The sequence below is a fragment of the Pseudomonas stagnisoli genome (assembly GCF_048595745.1).
Classification (GTDB): Bacteria; Pseudomonadota; Gammaproteobacteria; order Pseudomonadales; family Pseudomonadaceae; genus Aquipseudomonas; species Aquipseudomonas alcaligenes_A.
Genome location: NZ_CP184361.1, coordinates 1,471,451 through 1,493,828, shown reverse-complemented (window position 1 = coordinate 1,493,828; position 22,378 = coordinate 1,471,451). Strand labels below are relative to the sequence as shown.

Annotated in this window: 25 protein-coding genes; 17 read left to right on the top strand and 8 right to left on the bottom strand. The window is 64.5% G+C overall.

What is annotated here, in order from left to right; all coding sequences use genetic code 11:
- Positions 1-23 precede the first annotated feature (23 nt).
- The 4 genes from ACOAPY_RS07295 to ACOAPY_RS07280 form a co-directional block, all read right to left on the bottom strand.
- Positions 24-1,682 carry a cation acetate symporter gene (locus tag ACOAPY_RS07295; protein WP_465155910.1) on the bottom strand — a complete coding sequence of 553 codons (1,659 nt, stop codon included), beginning with the start codon at positions 1,680-1,682 and terminating at the stop codon, positions 24-26.
- Positions 1,679-1,990: a DUF485 domain-containing protein gene (locus ACOAPY_RS07290; protein ID WP_076426246.1), complete on the bottom strand. Its 312-nt coding sequence runs from the start codon at positions 1,988-1,990 to the stop codon at positions 1,679-1,681. The genes ACOAPY_RS07295 and ACOAPY_RS07290 overlap by 4 nt, the downstream gene beginning before the upstream one ends.
- A gap of 221 nt (positions 1,991-2,211) precedes the next feature.
- Positions 2,212-2,913 carry an HD-GYP domain-containing protein gene (locus tag ACOAPY_RS07285; protein ID WP_465155908.1) on the bottom strand — a complete coding sequence of 234 codons (702 nt, stop codon included), beginning with the start codon at positions 2,911-2,913 and terminating at the stop codon, positions 2,212-2,214.
- Positions 2,832-3,440 carry a DUF3391 domain-containing protein gene (locus ACOAPY_RS07280; protein WP_465155907.1) on the bottom strand — a complete coding sequence of 203 codons (609 nt, stop codon included), beginning with the start codon at positions 3,438-3,440 and terminating at the stop codon, positions 2,832-2,834. The genes ACOAPY_RS07285 and ACOAPY_RS07280 overlap by 82 nt, the downstream gene beginning before the upstream one ends.
- A gap of 213 nt (positions 3,441-3,653) precedes the next feature.
- Between ACOAPY_RS07280 and ACOAPY_RS07275 the strand changes: the two genes are divergently transcribed.
- Positions 3,654-3,878 (top strand): DUF2061 domain-containing protein, encoded by a 225-nt coding sequence (locus ACOAPY_RS07275; protein WP_465155906.1) that lies wholly within the window; start codon positions 3,654-3,656, stop codon positions 3,876-3,878.
- Positions 3,879-3,942: 64 nt separating this feature from the next.
- Complete coding sequence (locus ACOAPY_RS07270) at positions 3,943-5,496, top strand: glycoside hydrolase family 17 protein (RefSeq protein WP_465155904.1); 1,554 nt, start codon at positions 3,943-3,945, stop codon at positions 5,494-5,496.
- Positions 5,497-5,535: 39 nt separating this feature from the next.
- Here ACOAPY_RS07270 and ACOAPY_RS07265 read toward each other — a convergent pair whose 3' ends face one another.
- Positions 5,536-5,904: a hypothetical protein gene (locus ACOAPY_RS07265; protein ID WP_465155903.1), complete on the bottom strand. Its 369-nt coding sequence runs from the start codon at positions 5,902-5,904 to the stop codon at positions 5,536-5,538.
- An 84-nt stretch (positions 5,905-5,988) separates the two neighbouring features.
- Between ACOAPY_RS07265 and ACOAPY_RS07260 the strand changes: the two genes are divergently transcribed.
- The 4 genes from ACOAPY_RS07260 (at position 5,989) to ACOAPY_RS07245 (ending at position 9,634) form a co-directional block, all read left to right on the top strand.
- Positions 5,989-6,555 carry a hypothetical protein gene (locus ACOAPY_RS07260; RefSeq protein ID WP_465155902.1) on the top strand — a complete coding sequence of 189 codons (567 nt, stop codon included), beginning with the start codon at positions 5,989-5,991 and terminating at the stop codon, positions 6,553-6,555.
- A 79-nt stretch (positions 6,556-6,634) separates the two neighbouring features.
- On the top strand, positions 6,635-7,933 hold the full coding sequence (locus ACOAPY_RS07255) for a serine/threonine protein kinase (protein ID WP_465155900.1): 1,299 nt from the start codon (positions 6,635-6,637) through the stop codon (positions 7,931-7,933).
- Complete coding sequence (locus tag ACOAPY_RS07250; protein WP_465155899.1) at positions 7,926-8,693, top strand: MlaA family lipoprotein; 768 nt, start codon at positions 7,926-7,928, stop codon at positions 8,691-8,693. The genes ACOAPY_RS07255 and ACOAPY_RS07250 overlap by 8 nt, the downstream gene beginning before the upstream one ends.
- Positions 8,694-8,785: 92 nt before the next feature.
- Positions 8,786-9,634: a pirin family protein gene (locus ACOAPY_RS07245; RefSeq protein ID WP_465155898.1), complete on the top strand. Its 849-nt coding sequence runs from the start codon at positions 8,786-8,788 to the stop codon at positions 9,632-9,634.
- A 3-nt stretch (positions 9,635-9,637) separates the two neighbouring features.
- Here the strand turns inward: ACOAPY_RS07245 and ACOAPY_RS07240 are convergent, their stop codons facing one another.
- On the bottom strand, positions 9,638-10,843 hold the full coding sequence (locus ACOAPY_RS07240; protein WP_465155896.1) for a patatin-like phospholipase family protein: 1,206 nt from the start codon (positions 10,841-10,843) through the stop codon (positions 9,638-9,640).
- A gap of 39 nt (positions 10,844-10,882) precedes the next feature.
- Entirely contained in the window at positions 10,883-11,818 is a 936-nt protein-coding gene (locus tag ACOAPY_RS07235; protein ID WP_465155895.1) for a lipid A biosynthesis lauroyl acyltransferase, read from the bottom strand.
- A gap of 111 nt (positions 11,819-11,929) precedes the next feature.
- On the opposite strand from ACOAPY_RS07235, the gene minC reads away from it, so the two are divergent.
- From minC to ACOAPY_RS07210, 5 genes are all read left to right on the top strand, one after another.
- Complete coding sequence (gene minC, locus ACOAPY_RS07230) at positions 11,930-12,661, top strand: septum site-determining protein MinC (protein WP_465155894.1); 732 nt, start codon at positions 11,930-11,932, stop codon at positions 12,659-12,661.
- A 100-nt stretch (positions 12,662-12,761) separates the two neighbouring features.
- A complete protein-coding gene (gene minD, locus ACOAPY_RS07225) occupies positions 12,762-13,574 on the top strand; it encodes a septum site-determining protein MinD (protein ID WP_076426258.1) in 813 nt (270 codons plus the stop codon).
- Complete coding sequence (gene minE / locus ACOAPY_RS07220) at positions 13,574-13,828, top strand: cell division topological specificity factor MinE (RefSeq protein ID WP_021701941.1); 255 nt, start codon at positions 13,574-13,576, stop codon at positions 13,826-13,828. The genes minD and minE overlap by 1 nt, the downstream gene beginning before the upstream one ends.
- Positions 13,829-13,884: 56 nt before the next feature.
- A complete protein-coding gene (locus tag ACOAPY_RS07215) occupies positions 13,885-14,520 on the top strand; it encodes an RluA family pseudouridine synthase (RefSeq protein WP_076426259.1) in 636 nt (211 codons plus the stop codon).
- Positions 14,521-14,692: 172 nt separating this feature from the next.
- The gene (locus tag ACOAPY_RS07210; RefSeq protein WP_465155892.1) at positions 14,693-15,982 is read left to right on the top strand and encodes a M18 family aminopeptidase; all 1,290 of its coding nucleotides are present in this window, start codon (positions 14,693-14,695) and stop codon (positions 15,980-15,982) included.
- A gap of 65 nt (positions 15,983-16,047) precedes the next feature.
- On the opposite strand, the gene ACOAPY_RS07205 is transcribed toward ACOAPY_RS07210, so the two are convergent.
- The gene (locus ACOAPY_RS07205; protein WP_465155891.1) at positions 16,048-16,764 is read right to left on the bottom strand and encodes a UTRA domain-containing protein; all 717 of its coding nucleotides are present in this window, start codon (positions 16,762-16,764) and stop codon (positions 16,048-16,050) included.
- 292 nt (positions 16,765-17,056) lie between these two features.
- Here ACOAPY_RS07205 and ACOAPY_RS07200 point away from each other — a divergent pair, with 292 nt between their 5' ends.
- The 6 genes from ACOAPY_RS07200 to ACOAPY_RS07175 all read left to right on the top strand — a co-directional run bounded on the left by ACOAPY_RS07200 (position 17,057) and on the right by ACOAPY_RS07175 (position 22,377).
- The gene (locus tag ACOAPY_RS07200) at positions 17,057-18,112 is read left to right on the top strand and encodes an ABC transporter substrate-binding protein (protein WP_076584371.1); all 1,056 of its coding nucleotides are present in this window, start codon (positions 17,057-17,059) and stop codon (positions 18,110-18,112) included.
- Positions 18,113-18,260: 148 nt separating this feature from the next.
- Positions 18,261-19,067, top strand: coding sequence for an alkaline phosphatase family protein (locus tag ACOAPY_RS07195; protein WP_465155890.1), 807 nt, complete (start codon positions 18,261-18,263; stop codon positions 19,065-19,067).
- Positions 19,067-19,906, top strand: a complete 840-nt coding sequence (locus tag ACOAPY_RS07190) for an ABC transporter permease (protein WP_139332530.1) — start codon at positions 19,067-19,069, stop codon at positions 19,904-19,906. Before ACOAPY_RS07195 ends, ACOAPY_RS07190 begins: the two co-directional genes overlap by 1 nt.
- On the top strand, positions 19,896-20,690 hold the full coding sequence (locus ACOAPY_RS07185; protein ID WP_076584367.1) for an ABC transporter permease: 795 nt from the start codon (positions 19,896-19,898) through the stop codon (positions 20,688-20,690). Before ACOAPY_RS07190 ends, ACOAPY_RS07185 begins: the two co-directional genes overlap by 11 nt.
- Positions 20,691-20,734: 44 nt before the next feature.
- On the top strand, positions 20,735-21,724 hold the full coding sequence (locus ACOAPY_RS07180) for an ABC transporter ATP-binding protein (protein ID WP_076584362.1): 990 nt from the start codon (positions 20,735-20,737) through the stop codon (positions 21,722-21,724).
- A complete protein-coding gene (locus ACOAPY_RS07175) occupies positions 21,724-22,377 on the top strand; it encodes an HAD family hydrolase (RefSeq protein ID WP_465155888.1) in 654 nt (217 codons plus the stop codon). The genes ACOAPY_RS07180 and ACOAPY_RS07175 overlap by 1 nt, the downstream gene beginning before the upstream one ends.
- Position 22,378 lies beyond the last annotated feature (1 nt).

The window sequence follows — 22,378 nt, the reverse complement described above, 5'->3', positions numbered from 1 at the left end:
CAGTAGTTCACACGGAGCGTCGATCAGTGGGCGGCAGCACCGCTGGCACCCAGGCCGGTCTGCGAGCGCACGAACTGCGGGTAGAAGCGCGCGCGTTCCTCGTCGGCCGCAGTGGACTTGTCGGTGATCGAGAAGAACCAGATACCGATGAAGGCCACGGTGATGGAGAACAGCGCCGGGTACTCGTACGGGTAGATCGGCGTGGCGTTGCCGAGGATCTGTACCCAGATGGTTGGGCCGAGCACCATCAGTACCACGGCGGTGATCAGGCCCAGCCAGCCGCCGATCATGGCACCACGGGTGGTCAGCTTCTTCCAGTACATGGAGAGGATCAGCACCGGGAAGTTGCAGCTGGCCGCGATGGAGAAGGCCAGACCGACCATGAAGGCGATGTTCTGCTTCTCGAACAGGATGCCGAGGCCGATGGCCAGCACGCCGAGCACCAGGGTGGTGATCTTCGACACGCGCAGCTCATCCTTCTCGTTGGCCTTGCCCTTCTTGATCACGCTGGCGTACAGGTCGTGGGACACCGCCGAAGCGCCGGACAGGGTCAGGCCGGCGACCACCGCGAGGATGGTGGCGAAGGCCACGGCGGAGATGAAGCCGAGGAACAGGCTGCCACCCACGGCATCGGCCAGGTGTACCGCCGCCATGTTGTTGCCGCCGATCAGGGCGCCAGCGGCATCCTTGAACTGCGGGTTGGTGCCGACCAGCAGGATCGCGCCGAAGCCGATGATGAAGGTCAGGATGTAGAAGTAGCCGATGAAACCGGTGGCGTAGAACACCGACTTGCGGGCTTCCTTGGCATCGGAGACGGTGAAGAAGCGCATCAGGATGTGCGGCAGGCCAGCGGTACCGAACATCAGCGCCAGGCCCAGGGAGATGGCCGAGATCGGGTCTTTCACCAGGCCGCCAGGGCTCATGATGGCCTCGCCTTTCGGGTGCGCCTTGACCGCTTCGCTGAACAGGGTGCCGAAGTCGAAGTTGACGTGCTTCATCACCATCAGCGCCATGAAGGAGGCGCCGGACAGCAGCAGCACGGCCTTGATGATCTGTACCCAGGTGGTGGCCAGCATGCCGCCGAACAGCACGTAGCAGACCATCAGGATGCCGACCAGGATCACCGCGACGTGGTAGTCGAGGCCGAACAGCAGCTCGATCAGCTTGCCGGCGCCAACCATCTGCGCGATCAGGTAGAACGCCACCACCACCAGCGTACCGCTGGCGGACAGGGTGCGAATCTCGGTCTGCTTGAGGCGGAACGAGGCGACGTCGGCGAAGGTGTACTTGCCGAGGTTGCGCAGGCGTTCAGCGATCAGGAACAGGATGATCGGCCAGCCAACCAGGAAGCCGATCGAGTAGATCAGGCCGTCGTAGCCGGAAGCGAACACCAGGGCGGAAATACCCAGGAAGGAGGCCGCCGACATATAGTCACCGGCGATCGCCAGACCGTTCTGGAAACCGGTGATGCCACCGCCGGCGGTGTAGAAGTCGGCCGCCGACTTGCTGCGCTTGGAGGCCCAGTAGGTGATGTAGAGGGTGAAGCCGACAAACGCGACGAACATCACGATGGCGGCCATGTTCAGCGGCTGGCGCTGCACCTCGCCTTCGATGGCACCCGCCGCCCAGAGAGTCGGCGCCAGCGCCAGCAGGCCGAGTGTGGAGAGAATACGCGCGATCATTTCTGCACCTCGGCCAGGACTTCCTGGTTCAGACGGTCGAATTCGCTATTGGCACGCTTGACGTAGATACCGGTCAGCACGAAGGCCGATAGGATCAGACCGACGCCCAGCGGGATGCCCAGGGTCATCGGCGAATCATCGCTGATGCGCATGCCGAGCACTTGCGGCTCGAAGGCGATCAACAGGATGAAGGCCACGTAGAGGCCGAGCATGATGGCAGAGAGTATCCAGGCGAAGCGGTCGCGCTTGGCGACCAGCTCCTTGAAGCGCGGACTTTCCTCAATCCGCTTGTAGACGCTGTCGTTCATTGTTGTTGTCCTCCACAGCACGAGTTACTGGTGAGGTCACTCTGCGAGCACCCACGCAAGCACGACAGACGACCTTAGTCGTAGCCCGCGGCGGTTCTCGACCAAAGTCTTAGCATCTACGTGCGATCAACAGAGCGGGCCGTGAACGGAATGCTGCCGGGGCTGCGAAGCCGGCCGGTGCTTCGCGACGGCTATCGAATAAGCAGAATCACCGCTGCTTGTCAGAGATTGCCGGGAACGATAAGCCCGCGCTGACGATACTCATCGATGGAAATACCGAAAGCGCCACAGCTGAGCACCTCCTTCACCCTGTAGGGCTTGCCGGAGGTATCGCGAGGCGACTCCTGGAGATCGACCACCCGCTCCTTGCATCGTTGCTTATGGTCGTCGAGCACCACCAGCACGCGCGGTTTGAGCTTGTTGCCAGGCGGGCAGCCGATAATGATGCCGACCTCGCCGTTGCTGAACTCGACGATTTCTCCGGGTGGATAAATGCCGATGAGGTGGATGAAGGCCCTGACGATATCGGCATCGAAATGGCTGTCGCGGGCATCGAACAGGATGCGTAGCGACTCCAGGGATGATTTGCCCTTGTTGTAGACACGGTCGCTGTTGATCGCATCATAGCTGTCGACCACCGCGACTATCTTGGCGAAATACGGAATACGGGCACCATCCAAACCACGCGGGTAGCCCCGACCATCGAGGCGCTCATGGTGGCAATAGGCGACATCGACCGTAGCCGCCGTTACTTGCTGGTTGCTCAGCAGCAGCTTGCGCCCCTCCGCCGCGTGGCTCTGCATGATCAACATCTCTTCGGACGTGAGCGAGCCGGGCTTGTTCAGGATTTCGTTGGGCACCTTGATCTTGCCGACATCGTGCAACATGCCGCAGACACCGATCTGCTCGAGTTGCAGCGGCAACAGGCCAAGCTCTGGTCCAGAGCAATGGACAGCATGGCCACTCGCAGGGAGTGTTCGGAGGTGTACTCATCCTTGTTTTTTATACGCGCCAGCCAGAGCAGGGCTGAGGGGTTGCGCAGGATGCTCTCGACACAGCCCTTGACCACCTCCTTCACTGCGGTCACATCCAGCGCCTGCCCCAGCTTGATGGCCTGCAGTATGCGCTGTGACTGCTCACGCGCCGCCTGGTAAGCCGGCTCGGCCTGGGTCATCTCGGCGGAGAAGGAGACCTTGCCGATGACCGGCTGCAGGCTCGCGGCCTGGTTCTCCTGGGCCTGTTGGCGAATGCCCACCGAACGTCGCGCATCTACCCAGACGTACTGGCAGATCTCCTGCAGAAGACGAATCTCCTGCTGCTGACGTATGCGAAAACCCTGAAACAGGAATGCAGTCTCGGTCCAGGCCCGGTCGAGTTCGACCACGTACATGCCGATGACCAACTGCTCTACAGGGATTCTGAGACGATCACCGTCAGTGGGATTGGACATACAGATTTACCGGGCAGGACGATCCAGAACAGCGCCACGTCGCTTCATAAGATTAGCCAGAGGGGAGTACCCAGTGCTCAACACAAAACCTATCAAGACACCAAGATACATTGACTTATACCTATTCAACTCATGCAAACGCTGTATTTCCACGCTCATGCCAATGGTCCTAGCCTTACCTCGACATGCAACAACTCTCAGTCGAGGTGCGTCATGCTCAAGACCATCACCTTCACCCTCATGCACTTCTGCATCGCCTTCGGTGTGGCCTATGCCCTGACCGGCAGTGTCGCCGTTGGCGGCCTGGTGGCGGCGGTGGAACCGCTGTGCAACTCGGTGGGCTTCTACTTTCACGAGAAGATCTGGAAACGCATTGAGGGCAACAAAGCCGGCGGCGGCGCCATACCAGGGCATGCCTGGCTGCATCACCACGGGTGAGCTGTGCGTGAGCCCGGGGCTCCGTTAAGATGCGCGGCTCCGCCGCCCGCTAACTATGGATGCCATGACCACCACGTCGCGCTTTCCCGCTCTCCCCTACTCCCTGGCCCTGCTTATCGCCCTGGCGGCACTCACCGCCATCTGGTACTGGGTCGGCCGGCCAGTCGAACTGCCCGACGCTGCCACGCCGACGCACAAGCTGCAGTGCGCGTCCTACACGCCGTTCGACAAGGACCAGTCGCCCTTCCAGCAGCCTTTCGTGCTGCGCCCGGAGCGGGTCGATGCCGACCTGGCGCTGCTCGCCCAGCGCTTTACCTGCATCCGTACCTATTCGCAAATCGGCCTGGAAGCCCTGCCGGAACTGGCGCGCAAACATGGTCTGAAAATGCTGGCCGGCGCCTGGGTCAGCGCCAATCCGGCGGACACCGAGCTTGAGATCAAGGCGCTGATCAGCGCCGCCAACACCTACCCGGACGTGATCGATGCGGTCATCGTCGGCAACGAAGTGCTGCTGCGCAAGGAAGCCACCGAAAGCCAGCTGGTCGCCCTGATCGCACGCGTCAAGGCGGCAGTGAAGCAGCCAGTGACCTATGCCGATGTCTGGGAATTCTGGATCAAGCATCCGCAGATGGCACCGGCGGTAGACTTCCTCACCATTCACCTGCTGCCGTACTGGGAAGACGATCCCACTGGCATCGACGCGGCCCTGAACCAGGTCGCCAACGTACGCCGTGCCTTCGGCAGCGCCTATGCACCCAAGGATATCCTGATCGGCGAAACCGGCTGGCCCAGCGAAGGCCGCCAGCGTGAGACAGCGCTGCCGAGCCGGGTCAACGAAGCACTGTTCATCCGTGGCTTCGTCAAACTGGCCGAGGACAACGGCTGGCACTACAACCTGATCGAAGCCTTCGACCAGCCGTGGAAACGCGACAGCGAGGGCGCCGTCGGCGGTTTCTGGGGCCTCTATGATGCCGACCGCGGCGACAAGGGCATCCTCGCCGGCCCGGTGTCCAACCTGCCGCACTGGCCGCTGTGGCTGGGAGCCAGCGGCCTGTTGCTGTGCGCCGCATTGCTGCTCGCCGGCCGCCCTGCCTCAACGCGCGCCGCTCTGCTGCTGCCGCTCGTCGCTGCCTTCGGCGCAGCCTGCAGCCTGGGCTGGAGCGAGCTGGCGCTGATCACCAGCCGCTACTGGGGCGAATGGCTATGGGCGACCGCCCTACTCGGCCTCAACCTGCTGGTGCTGGCGCATGCCATCCTGGCCCTGTCTTCGCGCCATGGCTGGCGTGAGCGCGCCTTCGCCTGGCTGGAGGCGCGCGGCGGTTGGTGGCTGGCGGCAGCCGGCTTTGCCGGTGCGGTACTGATGCTCGGGTTGGTGTTCGACTCGCGCTACCGCAGCTTCCCCAGTCTGGCCCTGCTACTGCCGGCGCTGGTTTACCTGTGCCGACCGGTGCGCGCGCCGCGCCGCGAGATCGCCCTGCTGACCGTGATCATCGGTGCCGGTATCGCGCCTCAGCTTTATCAGGAAGGCCTGCACAACCAGCAAGCCATCGGCTGGGCACTGACCAGCGCGCTGCTGGTCGCCGCCCTGTGGCGCAGCCTGCGTCATTCGCGCGGCTGAAGGCTCGCTCTAAGGCGCGGCGCCTGCCGCCCCGTGCCGTCAGGCGGCGCGGGGCGCCCGCACCAGGCGCAGGCCCGCCAGCACCAGGGCGAACACCGCCAGGCTGGCGCTGTACAACACCAGAGCCGGAATACCGCAGAACAGTGCCAGAGCGGCCAACACCCGACCGGTCTTGCCCGGCGCGATGAAGCCCACCAGCGCCAACACCAGTGCTGTCCAGGCAATCACCCGGAAGTGAATCAGATAGCCCAGCCCGGCACGGGCCTGACATTCCCAGCGCGCTGCCTGCTCAACGCAAATGCCCACCCACTGGCTGTCCTCCATCAGGGCGAAACGCACGCCGTAGCTGGCCGCCAGCCACAGGGGCAGCACCAGCAGCAACAGCAGGAGGGGAATATGGCGGGACATCTTGACGCTCCGGTGGTCCGAAAAAGGCGACCAGCTTAATCTGCTCGTGCCCGAGTGCAAGACCGCAACACTAGAATTAGCCCCATGACCGCACGCCGCCTGCTCCTCGCCCTGACCCTGCTGATGCTGCTCGCACTTGGCTGGCAATGGCTGCGTCTGCCATCCGAACCCCCGCAGCAGGCCTCGCCGGACGGCGTGATCCGCCTCGATGGCCATACCATTACGCCCTTGCAGGCCTTCAGCCTGGAGGCCCGCGTACTGGGCCGCGAGGATTACCTGTTCGACCGCGGCGCGCGAATCTCGCCCACCGACCTGGCGCTGGGCTGGGGCCCAATGGCCGATCCTCAGGTGCTGGCACGTATCGACATCAGCCAGCGCAACCGCTGGTATCACTGGCGCACCGACGACTTCCCCATTCCCCGTCGCGAGATCGAAATCCACAGCGCCAATATGCACCTGATTCCCGCCGATGCCACGGTGGCCAGGGCTCTGCAGCGGGTAGAGCCGGGCCAGCGCATCGCCCTGAGCGGCCAGTTGGTGCGAGTGGTCGGCGACGATGGCTTTCACTGGCAAAGTTCACTGACCCGAGAGGATGTCGGCCAAGGTGCCTGCGAACTGATCTGGGTACAGAGCCTCAGCGCGCTGGATTAGCAGCTGCGGCACTTGCGGCGCTTGCACTTGTCATAGCGCCGTTATTCACTTCACCCTCCGTTATCCAGGAACCCGGCCCATGCCCCGTTTCCCCTCGCTCATCGCCCTGCTCGGCAGCCTGCTGCTCGGCTCGCCAGTGCTGGCGGCGGACATTGACGTAGCCAGCTACGGCTACCCGCTGGCCAACCCCTTCGAGGCGACCATCGCCACCACGCCGCCGGAACTGCGCTCGCCGGTGCCCAGCGACGACGAGATCGACCAGGCTGACTACGACCTCAAGCTGCGCCCGGAGCGTGAATTCCAGCTGCCGGAAAACTTCTGGTCGGTGACCAAGCTGCGTTATCGCCTGGCCCAGCAGAAGGGCCAGGCGCCGCTGATCTTCATCATCGCCGGCACCGGCGCCAGCTACTCCAGCGGCAAGACCGAAGAACTCAAGCGCCTGTTCTATGGCGCCGGCTATCACGTGGTACAGCTGTCCTCGCCAACCAGCTACGACTTCATGAGCGCCGCCTCGCGCAATGCCACCCCCGGCCTGTCACGGCAGGACGCCGAGGACCTGTACCGGGTGATGATGGCCGTGCGCGCCCAGCACCCCAAGCTGGCCGTCAGCGACTACCACCTCACCGGCTACAGCCTGGGGGCGCTGAATGCCGCCTTTGTCAGCGAGCTGGATGAGCGCCTGCGCAGCTTCAACTTCAAGCGCGTGCTGCTGCTCAACCCGCCGGTCAACCTCTACACCTCGGTAACCAACCTCGACCGCCTGGTACAGACCCGGGTCAAGGGCGTCGACGACGGCACCACCTACTTCGAGCTGATCCTCGGCAAGCTCTCGCGCTACTTCGAGGAAAAGGGCCACATCGACATGAACGAGGCCCTGCTCTACGACTTCCAGCAGTCCGGCCAGAAGCTCAGCAACGAACAGCTGGCCATGCTGATCGGCAGCTCGTTCCGTTTCTCGGTATCGGACATGGCCTTCACCGCCGACCTGATCAACCGCCGCGGCCTGATCACCCCGCCGCACTACCCGATCAGCGAAGGCACCAGCCTGACTCCTTTCTTCAAGCGCGCCCTGCAGTGCGATTTCGACTGCTACATCGTCGAGCAACTGCTGCCTTACTGGCGCAAGGCCTATGACGGCGGCAGCCTGCTGCAGCTGAACGACCAGATCAGCCTTTACGCCCTGGAGCAGTACCTGAAGAAGAGCCCCAAGGTGGCGGTGATGCACAATGCCGACGACCTGATCCTGGGGCGTGGCGACCTCGGGTTCCTGCGCCGCACCTTCGGCGAGCGCCTGACTCTTTATCCGCGCGGCGGGCATTGCGGCAACCTCAACTACCGCGTCAACGGCGACGCCATGCTGGAGTTCTTCCGTGGCTAAGTACCTGTTCCCGCTCGCCCTGCTGTTGGCCGCCAGCCTGGCCCAGGCCGAAACCCAGACCGACCCCGACGGCTTCACCAACCCCATGCAGCAGCTGCAGTTCAACCCGTACCTGGACCAGCGCGAGTTCGAGCGCTCCACCCTGAGCGCCCTGCATGTCTATGATCCCTGGGAGTCATGGAACCGCCGCGTGTACCACTTCAACTACCGCTTTGACGAGTGGGTGTTCCTGCCGGTGGTGCGCGGCTATCGCTATGTCACGCCGGGCCTGGTGCGAACCGGCGTGAACAACTTCTTCGGCAACCTGGGCGATGTACCCAACCTGCTCAACAGCCTGCTGCAGCTCAAGGGTAAGCGCTCGTTGCAAACCACCGGGCGCCTGCTGCTCAACACCACGGTCGGCATAGCCGGCTTGTGGGACCCGGCCACGCGCATGGGCCTGCCCAAGCAGAGCGAGGACTTCGGCCAGACCCTGGGCTTCTACGGCGTGCCGGACGGCCCCTACGTCATGTTGCCGCTGCTCGGCCCGTCCAACCTGCGCGATACCGGTGGCAAGGTGTTCGACTTCGCTGCCGAGAACCAGATCAACTACCTCAACATGGCGGAGATCAGCAGCGATCACCCGGAAATCACCGGCCTGCGCGTGATCGACCTGCGCGACAGCACCAGCTTCCGCTATGGCCAGCTCAACAGCCCGTTCGAATACGAGAAGGTACGCTACGTGTACCGCGAGGCGCGCAAGCTGCAGATCGCCGAATGATCCAATTAATAGATATTTAAACGGTAAAAGTCTCACCCATAGATTCAATCTGCTGGACTAGCATGGGCGCATTCCACTTCAGGAGGTGCCCCATGACCCAATTCCGCCAAGTCCTCACCCAGCACATCGGCCAGAGCGCCTCGGATGGCGCCGGTGTACGCCTGACCCGCGTAATCGGCGGCGCCGGCATCGAGCGCTTCGATCCCTTCCTGATGCTCGACGAGTTCGGCTCGGACAACCCGGACGACTACATCGCCGGATTCCCGCCGCACCCGCACCGCGGCTTCGAGACCATCACCTACATGCTCGAAGGGCGCATGCGCCACGAAGACCACCTGGGCAATGTCGGCCTGCTGGAAAGCGGCGGCGTGCAGTGGATGACGGCCGCGCGCGGCATCATCCACAGCGAGATGCCGGAGCAGCAGGAAGGCGTGATGCGTGGCTTCCAGCTCTGGCTCAACTTGCCGGCCAAGGACAAGCTGGGCGATGCCGGCTACCGCGACTATGCACCAGAGGAAATCCCCCGCCTCACCACTAGCACGGGCGTGGCGGTAACGGTGATCGCCGGGCGCTTCGATGACGGAGAGCAGCAGCAGGAGGGTGCCGTACAACGTCCGCATACCGCGCCACAGCTATTCGACCTGCATCTGCCAGCCGGTAGCCGCCTGGCACCGCGCCTGGCCGATGGCCAGCGGGTGCTGTTGTATGTCTACGAGGGTGAGCTGGCGGTCAACGGCCACAGCGTCAGCAAAGGCCGCCTGGCGCGGCTATCGGAAATCGGCGCCATCGAGATGGGCAGCGCAACCGGCGCGCGGGTGCTGCTGATCGCCGGCACGCCGCTGAACGAGCCGATCGTGCAATACGGCCCCTTCGTGATGAACAGCCACGAGGAGATCGAACAGGCACTGCGCGATTTTCGCGATGATCGCCTGACTGCCTGAGCCTCAGCGCGCGGAGAGCACCGGCACGTCCTCGGCAGCCACTTCGGCATGGCCGAGGAAACGGCACAGGGCGCCCTTCTGCGCCATGGCGTCCTGGTAGCCCAGCTCGATCAGTTCGTTGCAGTAGCCCGGCTCGAACAACAGATAACTGAGTACGCCGGCACCGCTGGCTCGGGTCGCGCCCGAACCGCGCAGGAAGAAGCGCATGGCTCTGGGCATCTCCCGCCGGTGCCGTGCGGCGATCTGATCCAGCGGCTGACTCGGCGAGATCACCAGCACATCCACCGGCTTCAGCCCTAGTCCGCGCGGATGCAGCCCGGAAGGTACCAGGCGACTCATGTGATTGAGTCGTTCAAGCAACTCGATGTCGCCTTCCAGGCTATCGATGAAGGTGCTGTTGAGCATGTGTCCACTGATCTGCGCCAGGGTTGGCGGGTGGCCACTTCGGCGGCGCAACACCTGCTGGTTGCCAGCCTTGCCCTGTGGATTGCCACTGACGCCCACCACCAGCACGCGACTGGCGCCCAGGTGCAGCGCCGGGCTGATCGGCGCCTGCTGGCGCACCGCGCCATCACCAAAGTACTCACGGTTGACCTTGACCGGCGGGAAAATCAGCGGGATCGCCGCACTGGCCAGCAAGTGCTCCAGGCTCAGGCGGGTCGGCACACCGACACGGCGATGGCGGAACCAGGGATCGATGGTCGCGCGCCCCTGGTAGAAGGTCACCGCCTGGCCGCTCTCGTAACCGAAGGCGGTCACCGCCACCGCGCGCAGCTGGCGCAGGCGCACTGCCGCCGCGATACCTGAAAAATCCAGCTCACGGGCCAGCAGGTCGCCCAACGGCGTGCTGTCGAGCAGCGCGACCGGCAGATCCTTGCCAATGCCCATGAGGCTGTGCGCGAAAAAGCGACTGGCCTGGCGCAGCACACCAGGCCAGTCGCTGCGATAGACGTCGCCACAGTGAAACCCCTGCCAGACCTCAGTCAGGCGGCGGACCGCGCTGGCGAAGTGCAGGGCGCCACAGGCCAAGCCAACGGCATTGATGGCACCGGCCGAGGTACCGACGATGACCGGAAACGGGTTACGACCAGCATCACCGAGCAGGTCGGCAATCGCCCCCAGGACCCCGACCTGATAGGCCGCCCTTGCTCCGCCACCGGACAGGATCAGCCCGGTGACGGGGCTGGCAACTTCGACTGCATCGGTCATGGGGGCTGTCCGCTGTTTTTCAGCGAGTATAGGGCCGGGCTAACGCCTGCGCTTGCGATACAGCTTGGGTTCGCCCTCAGGGCGGGTCTTGAAGCGCCGGTGTGCCCACAAGTACTGCTCGGGATGCTGGCTGACCGCCTGCTCGATCCACTGATTGATGCGTAGGCAGTCAGCCTCCTCGCTCTCGCCGGGGAAGTCGGCCAGCGGCGGATGGATCACCAGGCGGTAGCCACTGCCATCGGCCAGGCGCTCCTGAGTGAAGGGCACCACCCGCGCTTTGCCCAGACGGGCGAACTTGGTGGTGGCGGTGACGGTGGCAGCCTGGATGCCGAATAGCGGCACGAAGATGCTCTGCTTGGGGCCGTAGTCCTGGTCCGGCGCGTACCAGATGGCGCGGCCGGCGCGCAGCACCTTGAGCATGGCGCGGATGTCCTCGCGCTCGATGGCGGTGGCATCCGCGTTGTGGCGCTCGCGGCCGCGGCGCTGCACGAAGTCGAACACCGGGTTCTTGTGCTCGCGGTACATGCCGTCGATGGTCTGCACCCGGCCGAGCAGCGCCGCACCGATTTCCAGGGTGGTGAAATGCAGCGCCATGAGAATCGCGCCCTGCCCCTCGGCCTGCACCTGGCGCAGGTGCTCCAGCCCCTCGATATGGGCCAGCCCGGCCAGCCGTGACTTGGCCCACCACCAGCTCATGGCCATTTCAAAGAAGGCGATACCGGTGGAGGCGAAGTTCTCCTTGAGCAGGCGCTCGCGCTCGGCGGCGCTGAGGTGCGGGAAGCACAGCTCGAGGTTGCGCCCAGCGATATGCCGCCGCGAGCCGGCAACACGGTACATCAGTGCGCCCAGGCCGCGACCGAGCAGCAGCAGAACCCGGTACGGCAACTGCGCAATCAGCCACAGCAGCCCGAGGCCCAGCCACAGCGGCCAGAAACGCGGGTGAAGGAAAGAAGCGCGAAATTGCGGGCGGTCCATGAATGATTCCGGGCAGGCGGGAAAACCGCGCATTTTACAGAAGTCCGCCCGGCTTGCGGCGCTGCGGGCTTATCGTTATAAGTCGTGCCCATTCAATGCAGTGGGCGAACCATGAGCCAAGCCGACCTCCTCGACCAAGACCCCGTGTTCCAGCTCAAGGGCAGCATGCTCGCCATCACCGTGCTGGAACTGGCGCACAACGACCTGGAGCGCCTGGACCGGCAACTGGCCGAGAAAGTGGCGCAGGCGCCCAACTTCTTCCAGAACATCCCCCTGGTGCTGGCACTGGACAAGCTGCCGGAAGGTGAAGGCGCACTCGACCTGGGCAAACTGATGGACCTCTGCCGCCAGCACGGCCTGCGCACCCTGGCCATTCGTGCCAGCCGCGAGGACGACATCGCCGCCGCCGAGGCCCTGGACATCCCGGTACTGCCGCCGTCCGGCGCCCGCGAAAAGCTGGTCGAGCCCGTCGAAGCTCGCAAGAAGGAAGAGAAGCCGGCCGAGCCGCAGTACAAGCCGACCCGCATCGTCACCAGCCCGGTACGTGGCGGCCAGCAGATCTACGCCCAGGGCGGCGATCTGGTGGTGATGGCGCCGGTCAGCGCCGGCGCGGAACTGCTCGCCGACGGCAATATCCATGTCTACGGCCCGCTGCGCGGCCGCGCCCTGGCCGGCGTCAAGGGCGATACCAGGGCGCGCATCTTCTGCCAGCAGATGGGCGCCGAAATGCTCTCCGTGGCGGGGCAATACAAGACCGCGGAAGAGCTGCGCCGCGATCCCTTGTGGGGGCAATCGGTGCAAGTCAACCTGTCGGGTGACGTGTTGAACATCACCCGCCTTTAACGGATACTGCGGCCCAATTTCAGGGACCAAAAGGGGCATTCGGAAGCCAGTTTACCGGCGCCGGATTTCCCGATTTTTCATATATTTGGGGTGAATCACCTTGGCCAAGATCCTCGTAGTGACTTCCGGCAAGGGCGGCGTGGGTAAAACCACCACCAGCGCCGCCATCGGCACCGGCCTCGCCCTGCGCGGGCACAAGACCGTCATCGTCGACTTCGACGTGGGCCTGCGTAACCTCGACCTGATCATGGGCTGCGAACGCCGCGTGGTGTACGACTTCGTCAACGTGATCAACGGTGAAGCGACCCTGACTCAGGCCCTGATCAAGGACAAGCGCCTTGAGAACCTCTACGTGCTGGCCGCCAGCCAGACCCGTGACAAGGAAGCGCTGACCAAGGAAGGCGTGGGCAAAGTCATCGACGAGCTGTCGCAGAACTTCGAATACGTGATCTGTGACTCGCCGGCCGGCATCGAGACCGGCGCGCACATGGCCATGTACTTCGCCGACGAAGCCATCGTCGTGACCAACCCGGAAGTTTCCTCGGTACGCGACTCCGACCGCATGCTCGGCCTGCTGGCCAGCAAGTCGCGCCGCGCCGAGCAGGGCCTGGAGCCGATCAAGGAGCGCCTGTTGCTGACCCGCTACAACCCCGAGCGCGTCACCAAAGGCGAAATGCTCGGCGTGGAAGACGTCGAGGAAATCCTCGCCATCAACCTGCTGGGCGTGATCCCCGAGTCCCAAGCCGTGCTGAAAGCCTCCAACCAGGGCGTACCGGTCATCCTCGACGACCAGAGTGACGCCGGCCAGGCCTACAGCGATGCCGTCGACCGCCTGCTCGGCAAGGAAGTGCCGCATCGCTTCCTCGACGTGCAGAAGAAAGGACTCATGCAACGCCTGTTTGGAGCGCGCTAATGAACATTTTCGACTTCTTTCGTGAACGCAAAAAGGAAACCCCTGCGTCGATTGCGAAAGAGCGTCTGTCGATCATCGTCGCCCACGAGCGCGGCCAGCGTAGCCAGCCGGACTACCTGCCGGCCCTGCAGAAGGAGCTGGTCGAGGTGATCCGCAAGTACGTCAACATCGAGCAGGATCAGGTGCAGGTAGCGCTGGAAAACCAGGGCAGCTGCTCCATCCTGGAACTCAACATCACCCTGCCGGATCGTTGATTCAGACGGGGTAAGCGACGGCGGCCTCGGCCGCCGTCGTCATTTGTGGAACCGCCATGCCGTTGTCGAACATCGAGATACTCCATCAGGACAACGCCCTGCTGGTCATCAACAAGCCCACCCTGCTGCTCTCGGTGCCCGGCCGCGCCGAGGACAACCGTGACTGCCTGGTGACCCGCCTGCAGGAAAACGGCTACCCGGAAGCGCGCATCGTCCACCGCCTGGACTGGGAAACCTCCGGCATCATCGTGCTGGCCCGTGACGCCGACAGCCACCGCGAACTGTCCCGCCAGTTCCATGACCGCGAAACCGAAAAGGCCTACACCGCCCTGTGCTGGGGCCAGCCGGAACTGGACAGCGGCAGCATCGACCTGCCACTGCGCTATGACCCGCCGACCAAGCCGCGCCATGTGGTCGACTTTGAGCACGGCAAGCACGCCCTGACCTTCTGGCGCGTGCTGGAACGCTGTGGCGACTATTGCCGCGTCGAGCTGACGCCGATCACCGGCCGCTCGCACCAGCTGCGCGTGCACATGCTGTCGATCGGCCACCCGCTGCTTGGCGACGGCCTCTATGCCCACGAACAGGCCCTGGCCGCCTGGCCGCGCCTATGCCTGCACGCCAGCATGCTGAGCCTGACCCACCCACAGACCGGCGAACGCCTGCGCTTCGAGTGCCCGGCGCCCTTCTAGACCGCTCTTCACAGCCCGTAGGGTGGATGACGCTTTTTTCATCCACCACCACGCCGCTCGGTGGATCGATACAGCGCGATCCACCCTACAGACTGCTGCGCATCCCTGACAGGCTCCTGCCAATCCAGCGGCGGAATCCGATAAACTCGGGCATCGCCGTCCGGAGTCCGTTATGCGCGCAGAGCTGAACCAGGGTCTGATCGATTTTCTCAAGGCCTCGCCCACCCCTTTCCACGCCACCCGCAGCATGGCCCAGCGCCTGCAGGCCGCCGGCTTCCGCGCACTGGATGAGCGCGAACCCTGGCACACCGAGCCGGGCGGCTGCTATTACGTGACCCGCAACGACTCCTCGATCATCGCCTTCCGTCTCGGCCACCGCGCCCCGCTGGATGGCGGCCTGCGCCTGGTCGGCGCGCACACCGACAGCCCCTGCCTGCGCGTCAAGCCGCAGCCGGAACTGCAGCGCCAGGGCTTCTTCCAGCTCGGCGTGGAGGTGTACGGCGGCGCCCTGCTCGCCCCCTGGTTCGACCGTGACCTGTCGCTGGCCGGCCGCGTGACCTTCCGCGAAGGCGGCAAGGTACAGAGCCTGCTGATCGACTTCGAACAGCCGATCGCCGTGATCCCCAACCTGGCCATTCACCTCAACCGCGAGGCCAACCAGGGCTGGGCGATCAACCCGCAGACCGAGCTGCCGCCGATACTCGCCCAGTTCCCCGGCGAGGACAGTGCCGACTTCCGCGCCGTACTGACCGAGCGCCTGGCCGAGGAACACGGTATCAGCGCCGACGCGGTACTGGACTACGAGCTGAGTTTCTACGACACCCAGAGCGCCGCGGTGATCGGCCTCAACCAGGACTTCATCGCCGGCGCGCGCCTGGACAACCTGCTGTCGTGCTACGCCGGCCTGCAGGCGCTGATCGAAGCCGATGGCGATGAAAGCTGCGTGCTGGTGTGCACCGACCATGAGGAAATCGGTTCCTGCTCGGCCTGCGGCGCCGACGGCCCATTCCTCGAGCAGGTCCTGCGCCGCGTGCTGCCGGAAGGCGATGCCTTTGTACGGATCATTCAGAAATCATTGCTGGTCTCGGCCGACAACGCCCACGGCGTGCATCCCAACTACGCCGACAAGCACGATGCCAATCACGGTCCCAAGCTCAATGCTGGTCCGGTGATCAAGGTCAACAGCAACCAGCGCTACGCCACCAACAGCGAGACCGCCGGGTTCTTCCGCCACCTGTGCCTGGCCGAGGAAGTGCCGGTACAGAGCTTCGTGGTGCGCAGCGACATGGGTTGCGGATCGACCATCGGCCCGATCACCGCCAGTCAGCTGGGCGTACCCACCGTCGACATCGGCCTGCCGACCTTCGCCATGCACTCCATCCGCGAGCTGGCCGGCAGCCACGACCTGGCGCACCTGGTGCGGGTGCTGAGCGCCTTCTACGGCAGCGCCGAGCTGGCCTAAGTCTCGTCCCTCTCCCCAACCCTCTCCCGTCAACGGGAGAGGGAGCTTTCTCCTACGCGGGCCGCTCAATCCGGCACTTCGACGCTCACTCGCACGGCGTCGTGGCGCCAGTACTCCACGTCGCAGTCGATGATCCGCCCGTGCTGGTCGCGGTTGACCCGGGTGATGCACAGCGCCGGACTACCGGGCGCCGCCTTGAAGTTGAAGGCGGCATCCGCCGGCAAGGCAGTCGGCAGGATATCGAAGGCCACCCGGCCGTAGCGGATGTCGTAGCGGCTGGCGTACAGCTCGGTCAGCGAGGCGGTCAGGTCGGCGTCGAGGATGCCCGGAAAGTAGGCCGGATTGAGGTAGTGCTCGACATACAGCACCAGGCGCCCGTCGATCCGCCGTACCCGACGAATCTGCAGCACCGCCGACAGCGCCGGCAGTTCCAGGCGCTCGCAGATGTCCACTGGCGCCGGCATCAGCCGCGCGCTCAGCACCTCGGTCGAGGGTACCCTGCCCTGCTCGCGCACCATGGCGTGGAAGTGGCTGCGCACCAGCGGGTTGTAGGCCAACCGCCGTGGCGAGACGAACCAGCCACGACGCTCCTCGCGATAGATCAGCCCCTCGGCTTCCAGCTGCCCCAATGCCTCGCGCAGGGTGATGCGGGTGGTTTCGAACAGCTCGCTGAGCGCGCGCTCGGCCGGCAACCGCCCACCTTCGGGCAACAGGCCGTGGTCAATCTGCTCCTGCAGAGCACGACAGATAGCAGTAACGGTACGCGGCGCTTCTTCGCGCATGCTTTTCTCCCAATCTGGCATAGACCAGCACCAAGCCGGTGCAGGCGCCGGTCATGCTAGGCAGCCTAGATGACTGTCAGATGACAGCCAGTTTTCTTCCCGTAGGGCCTGCACGCCGCATGCCATGTGGCCCCCTGCAACTTCGACAAATCAGCCACTTAGCTATGGTCTACGCTTTCCCACGCATGCCTGGGTGCATGGCATCGCCATAAAAACGTCATACAAAGCCTCTAGATTTGGCCTGGGTCTTGCTGATCTAGACCAAACTTCCACCCTGCTAAGGAGCTTCACGATGAAACGCCTGCTGCTGGCTTCACTGATGGGATCGGCCATTGTTCTGGGTAACCAGGCCATGGCCAACGAGGACTTGAAAGCACTGGAACAAGCCGCCCGCGCAGAGGGCGAAGTCAACAGCGTCGGCATGCCCGACAGCTGGGCCAACTGGAAAGACACCTGGGCTGACCTGAACAAGCTGTACGGCCTCAAGCACATGGACACCGACATGAGTTCGGCCCAGGAAATCGCCAAATTCGAGGCCGAGAAGGACAACGCCACCGCCGACATCGGCGACGTTGGCGCCGCCTTCGGCCCCATCGCGGTGCAGAAAGGCGTGACCCAGCCCTACAAGCCGAGCACCTGGGAGCAGATTCCGGCCTGGGCCAAGGATGCCGATGGCCACTGGATGCTGGCCTACACCGGCTCCATCGCCTTCATCGTCAACAAGCAGCTGGTCAAGGAGCCGCCGAAGTCCTGGGCCGACCTCAAGGAAGGCAAGTACAAGGTCGCCATCGGTGACGTCAGCGCTGCCGCGCAGGCCGTCAACGGCGTGCTGGCCGCCGCCATCGCCAACGGCGGTGACGAGAAGAACATCCAGCCGGGCCTGGACTTCTTCGCCGAGATCGCCAAGCAGGGCCGCCTGTCGCTGTCCAACCCGACCATCCAGACCCTGGAAAAAGGCGAAGTGGAAGTCGGCGTGGTATGGGACTTCAACGGCCTGTCCTACCGCGACCAGATCGACCCGAGTCGCTTCGAGGTGCTGATCCCGTCCGACGGTTCGGTGATTTCCGGCTACACCACCATCATCAACAAGTACGCCAAGCACCCCAACGCGGCCAAGCTGGCCCGCGAGTACATCCTCTCTGACGCCGGCCAGATCAACCTGGCCAAGGGCAATGCCCGGCCGATCCGCGCCGAGCACCTGACCCTGCCGCCGGAAGTGCAGGCCAAGCTGCTGCCCAACGAGCAGTACGCCAAGGTCCAGCCGATCAAGGATGCCGCTGCCTGGGAAGCCACGTCCAAGGCCCTGCCGCAGCTGTGGCAGGAAAACGTGATCATCGAAATGCAGTAACCGCGATGCGGGGCTGTGCTTTTACTCCCTCTCCCGTTTACGGGAGAGGGCCGGGGAGAGGGTGGCAAGGCTGGCCCTCTCCCCCGGCCCCTCTCCCACACGTGGGCGAGGGGAGCGCAACGCCCCGTTTTCGCTGAGGACTATCGCGATGAAACACAAAGTTATCCTGGTGCTGCTGGACGGTCTCAACTACGAGGTCGCCCGGCATGCCTTGGGCCATCTGCAGGCTTATTGCGCCGCCGGCCGCGCCGCGCTGTACCGCCTCGAATGTGAACTGCCGGCGCTGTCACGCCCGCTCTACGAATGCATCATGACTGGCGTTGCGCCAATCGATAGCGGCGTGGTGCACAACGATGTGGTGCGTCTGTCCAGGGAGCGCAGCATCTTCCACTATGCCCGTGACGCCGGCCTGACCACCGCCGCCGCGGCCTATCACTGGATGAGCGAGCTGTATAACCGCGCACCTTTCGTCGCCGCCCGCGACCGCCACACCAGCGATGCGGCCCTGCCGATCCAGCACGGCCACTTCTACTACGCCGACCACTACCCGGACTCGCACCTGTTCGCCGACGCCGAGAGCCTGCGCCTCAGACACGCGCCGGACTTCCTGCTGGTGCACCCGATGAACATCGACGACGCCGGCCATGGTTATGGCCTGGACTCGCCGCAATACCGCAACGCTGCACGGCGTGCCGACGTGATCCTCGCCGACTACCTGCAGGGCTGGCTCGACGCCGGCTACCAGGTGCTGGTGACCGCCGACCATGGCATGAACAACGACCGCTCGCACAACGGCCTGCTGGCCGAAGAGCGCGAGGTCCCGCTGCTGGTGCTGGGCGAGGCCTTCAGCCTCGATGCCAACGCCCGTCCCCGGCAGCTCGAGCTGTGCGGCACCATCTGCGCGCTGCTCGGTGCCGCCCACGACAAACCCCTGTGCAAGGAACTGCTCAAGTGATGTCCGTTCTTCGCGGCAAGTGGCTGGCCCTGCTGTGCCTGCTGCCCTTCGCCGTGTTCTTCTTCGCCTTCCAGGTCGCCCCGCTGCTGTGGGTGGCGGTCAACAGCCTGATTGTTGGCGACAGCTGGAGCCTGGCCAATTTCAGCAAGATCTTCTCCTCGAAGTTCTACCTGCAGGCGATCAAGCACAGCCTGCAGATCGCCTTCTGGTCGAGCCTGTTCGGCATCGTCATCGCCATCCTCGGCAGCTACTCGCTGCGCCAGGTGGACTCGAAGCTGCGCGACTTCGTCATGGCCTTCTCCAACATGACCAGCAACTTCGCCGGCGTGCCGCTGGCCTTTGCCTTCATCATCCTGCTCGGCTTCAACGGCGCACTGACCCTGCTGCTCAAGCAGGCCGGCGTGATCGACGACTTCAACCTGTACTCCAAGACCGGCCTGATCGTGCTCTACACCTACTTCCAGATCCCCCTGGGCGTACTGCTGCTCTACCCGGCCTTCGACGCCCTGCGCCAGGACTGGCGCGAGTCGGCGCAACTGCTCGGCGCCGGCAGCTGGGACTTCTGGCGACATATCGGCCTGCCGGTGCTGACCCCGGCACTGCTCGGCACCTTCGTCATCCTGCTGGCCAACGCCCTCGGCGCCTACGCCACCGTCTATTACCTGACCACCGGCAACTTCAACGTGATGCCGATCCGCATCGCCGGCCTGGTGGCCGGCGACATCAGCCTCGACCCCAACCTGGCCAGTGCCCTGGCCATGGTGCTGGTCGGCCTGATGGCGCTGATCACCGTGGTGCACCAGTGGCTGCTGCGCAGGAGCTATCACGATGCGCGCTGAAACCAAACCCGTCGCCCTCTACCACCGCGTGGTGGTATGGCTGCTGTTCCTGATCCTGCTGCTGCCGCTGGCGGCCACCCTGCTCTACTCGCTGTCCACCAGCTGGTCGGCGACCATCCTGCCGGATGGCCTGACCTTCAAGTGGTACCTGGCGCTGTGGAGCGACGCGCGCTTCCTCGCCGCCTTCGGCCAGTCGCTGCTGGTGTGCCTGGGCGCGCTGCTGCTGGCGGTGGTGCTGATTCTGCCGCTGCTGTTCGTGGTGCACTACCACTTCCCCAAGCTGGACGGGGTGATGAACATCCTCATCCTGCTGCCCTTCGCCGTGCCGCCGGTGGTGTCTTCGGTGGGCCTGCTGCAGGTCTACGGCTCCGGACCGCTGGCGATGGTCGGCACACCGTGGATCCTGATCGGCTGCTACTTCACCGTGGCCCTGCCGTTCATGTACCGCGCCATCACCAACAACCTGCAGGCGATCAACCTGCGCGACCTGATGGACGCCGCCCACCTGCTCGGCGCCAGCACCTGGAAGGCCGCCTTCCTGGTGGTGCTGCCCAACCTGCGCAACGGCCTGATGGTCTCGCTGTTCCTTTCCTTCAGCTTCCTGTTCGGCGAGTTCGTGTTCGCCAACCTGCTGGTCGGTACCCGCTACGAAACCCTGCAGGTGTACCTGAACAACATGCGTAACAGCAGCGGCCACTTCAACAGCGCGCTGGTCATTTCCTACTTCTTCTTCGTATTGCTCTTCACCTGGGCGGCCACCCGCCTGAACAAGGACAAACCGTAGGCTGCGCGCGAGCGCAGCGAGTCGAAGCCTACAAGGACACCTTCATGAGTTACCTGAGTATCCGCAGCCTGCACAAAAGCTACGGCGCCACCCCGATCTTCAGCGACATCCACTGCGAGATCGAAAAAGGCGAGTTCGTCACCCTGCTCGGCCCTTCCGGCTGCGGCAAGTCCACCCTGCTGCGCTGCATCGCCGGCCTAACCGAGGTCGATGGCGGGCAGATCCTCCTGGGCGACCAGGACCTGGTGCCGCTGTCGCCGCAGAAGCGCGGCATCGGCATGGTGTTCCAGAGCTACGCGCTGTTCCCCAACATGACCGTGCAGCAGAACGTCGCCTTCGGCCTGCGCATGCAGAAGGTCGGCAAGGACGAGACCGCCCAGCGCGTCGACGAAGTGCTGCGCCTGGTGGAGCTGCACGACTATGCCGCGCGTTACCCGCACCAGCTTTCCGGCGGCCAGTGCCAGCGCGTGGCCCTGGCCCGCTCGCTGGTCACCCGCCCGCGCCTGCTGCTGCTCGACGAGCCGCTGTCGGCGCTGGATGCACGCATCCGCAAGCACCTGCGCGAGCAGATCCGCGCCATCCAGCAGGAGCTGGGCCTGACCACCATCTTCGTCACCCACGACCAGGAGGAAGCGCTGACCATGAGCGACCGCATCTTCCTGATGAACGCCGGCAAGATCGTCCAGAGCGGCGATGCCGAGTCCCTCTACACCGCGCCGGTTGACGCTTTCGCCGCCGGTTTCATCGGCAACTACAACCTGCTCGATGCCGATGCCGCCAGCCGCCTGCTGCTGCGTCCGGTGCACCAGCGCATTGCCATCCGCCCCGAGTCCATCCGCCTGGAAGACAGCGGCGCCATTGCCGCCGAGGTGCTCGGCCACAGCCTGCTCGGCAACGTGATCCGCTACCGGGTGCAAGCCAACGGCGTGGAACTGCTGGTGGATGTGCTTAACCGCTCGGAAGGTTCGCTGATCGGCAAGGGCCAGTGCGTCGGCCTGTCCATCGACACCAACGCGATCCGGGAGGTGGCGTGATGGCCCTGGCGATCTTCGACCTCGACGAAACCCTGATCCACGGCGACTGCGCCTCGCTGTGGGCACAGCACATGGCCGACATCCAGTGGGTCGACGGCGAGTCCTTCCTCGCCCGCGAACAGGAGCTGATGGCGCTCTATTCCCAGGGCAAGCTGGCCATGGAGGACTACATGGCCTACACCCTGTCGCCGCTGGTGGGGCGCACGCCGGAGGAAGTCGAGTTCATCGTCGGCCCCTTCGTCGAAGACGTGATCGAGCCGATCATCTACAGCGACGCCATGCGCTGCCTGGCCGCTCACCGTGCGGCCGGCGACCGCCTGCTGATCATCTCCGCCTCGGCACATTTCCTGGTCAGCGCCATCGGCGAACGCCTGGGCGTCGAGGAAGTCCTGGCCATCGACTGCGAGCTGCAGCATGGCTGCTACAGCGGCAAGACCAGCGGCGTACTGACCTACCGCGAAGGCAAGGTCACCCGCCTCGCCGCCTGGCTAGAGGCCGAAGGCGAGAGCCTGGACGGCGCGCATTTCTACTCCGACTCGCGCAACGACCTGCCTCTGCTGCAGCAGGTGCCGCATCCGCATGCGGTCAACCCGGACCCGACCCTGCGCGCTCACGCCGAGCAGGCCGGCTGGGACATCCTCGCCTGGCACTGAC

Coding starts and splice junctions, on each gene's coding strand:
- ACOAPY_RS07295 (WP_465155910.1), bottom strand. CDS start 1,682: ATGATCGCGCGTATTCTCTCCACACTCGGCCTGCTGGCGCTGGCGCCG.
- ACOAPY_RS07290 (WP_076426246.1), bottom strand. CDS start 1,990: ATGAACGACAGCGTCTACAAGCGGATTGAGGAAAGTCCGCGCTTCAAG.
- ACOAPY_RS07280 (WP_465155907.1), bottom strand. CDS start 3,440: ATGTCCAATCCCACTGACGGTGATCGTCTCAGAATCCCTGTAGAGCAG.
- ACOAPY_RS07275 (WP_465155906.1), top strand. CDS start 3,654: ATGCTCAAGACCATCACCTTCACCCTCATGCACTTCTGCATCGCCTTC.
- ACOAPY_RS07270 (WP_465155904.1), top strand. CDS start 3,943: ATGACCACCACGTCGCGCTTTCCCGCTCTCCCCTACTCCCTGGCCCTG.
- ACOAPY_RS07265 (WP_465155903.1), bottom strand. CDS start 5,904: ATGTCCCGCCATATTCCCCTCCTGCTGTTGCTGCTGGTGCTGCCCCTG.
- ACOAPY_RS07260 (WP_465155902.1), top strand. CDS start 5,989: ATGACCGCACGCCGCCTGCTCCTCGCCCTGACCCTGCTGATGCTGCTC.
- ACOAPY_RS07255 (WP_465155900.1), top strand. CDS start 6,635: ATGCCCCGTTTCCCCTCGCTCATCGCCCTGCTCGGCAGCCTGCTGCTC.
- ACOAPY_RS07245 (WP_465155898.1), top strand. CDS start 8,786: ATGACCCAATTCCGCCAAGTCCTCACCCAGCACATCGGCCAGAGCGCC.
- ACOAPY_RS07240 (WP_465155896.1), bottom strand. CDS start 10,843: ATGACCGATGCAGTCGAAGTTGCCAGCCCCGTCACCGGGCTGATCCTG.
- ACOAPY_RS07235 (WP_465155895.1), bottom strand. CDS start 11,818: ATGGACCGCCCGCAATTTCGCGCTTCTTTCCTTCACCCGCGTTTCTGG.
- minC (WP_465155894.1), top strand. CDS start 11,930: ATGAGCCAAGCCGACCTCCTCGACCAAGACCCCGTGTTCCAGCTCAAG.
- minE (WP_021701941.1), top strand. CDS start 13,574: ATGAACATTTTCGACTTCTTTCGTGAACGCAAAAAGGAAACCCCTGCG.
- ACOAPY_RS07215 (WP_076426259.1), top strand. CDS start 13,885: ATGCCGTTGTCGAACATCGAGATACTCCATCAGGACAACGCCCTGCTG.
- ACOAPY_RS07210 (WP_465155892.1), top strand. CDS start 14,693: ATGCGCGCAGAGCTGAACCAGGGTCTGATCGATTTTCTCAAGGCCTCG.
- ACOAPY_RS07205 (WP_465155891.1), bottom strand. CDS start 16,764: ATGCGCGAAGAAGCGCCGCGTACCGTTACTGCTATCTGTCGTGCTCTG.
- ACOAPY_RS07200 (WP_076584371.1), top strand. CDS start 17,057: ATGAAACGCCTGCTGCTGGCTTCACTGATGGGATCGGCCATTGTTCTG.
- ACOAPY_RS07195 (WP_465155890.1), top strand. CDS start 18,261: ATGAAACACAAAGTTATCCTGGTGCTGCTGGACGGTCTCAACTACGAG.
- ACOAPY_RS07190 (WP_139332530.1), top strand. CDS start 19,067: ATGTCCGTTCTTCGCGGCAAGTGGCTGGCCCTGCTGTGCCTGCTGCCC.
- ACOAPY_RS07185 (WP_076584367.1), top strand. CDS start 19,896: ATGCGCGCTGAAACCAAACCCGTCGCCCTCTACCACCGCGTGGTGGTA.
- ACOAPY_RS07180 (WP_076584362.1), top strand. CDS start 20,735: ATGAGTTACCTGAGTATCCGCAGCCTGCACAAAAGCTACGGCGCCACC.
- ACOAPY_RS07175 (WP_465155888.1), top strand. CDS start 21,724: ATGGCCCTGGCGATCTTCGACCTCGACGAAACCCTGATCCACGGCGAC.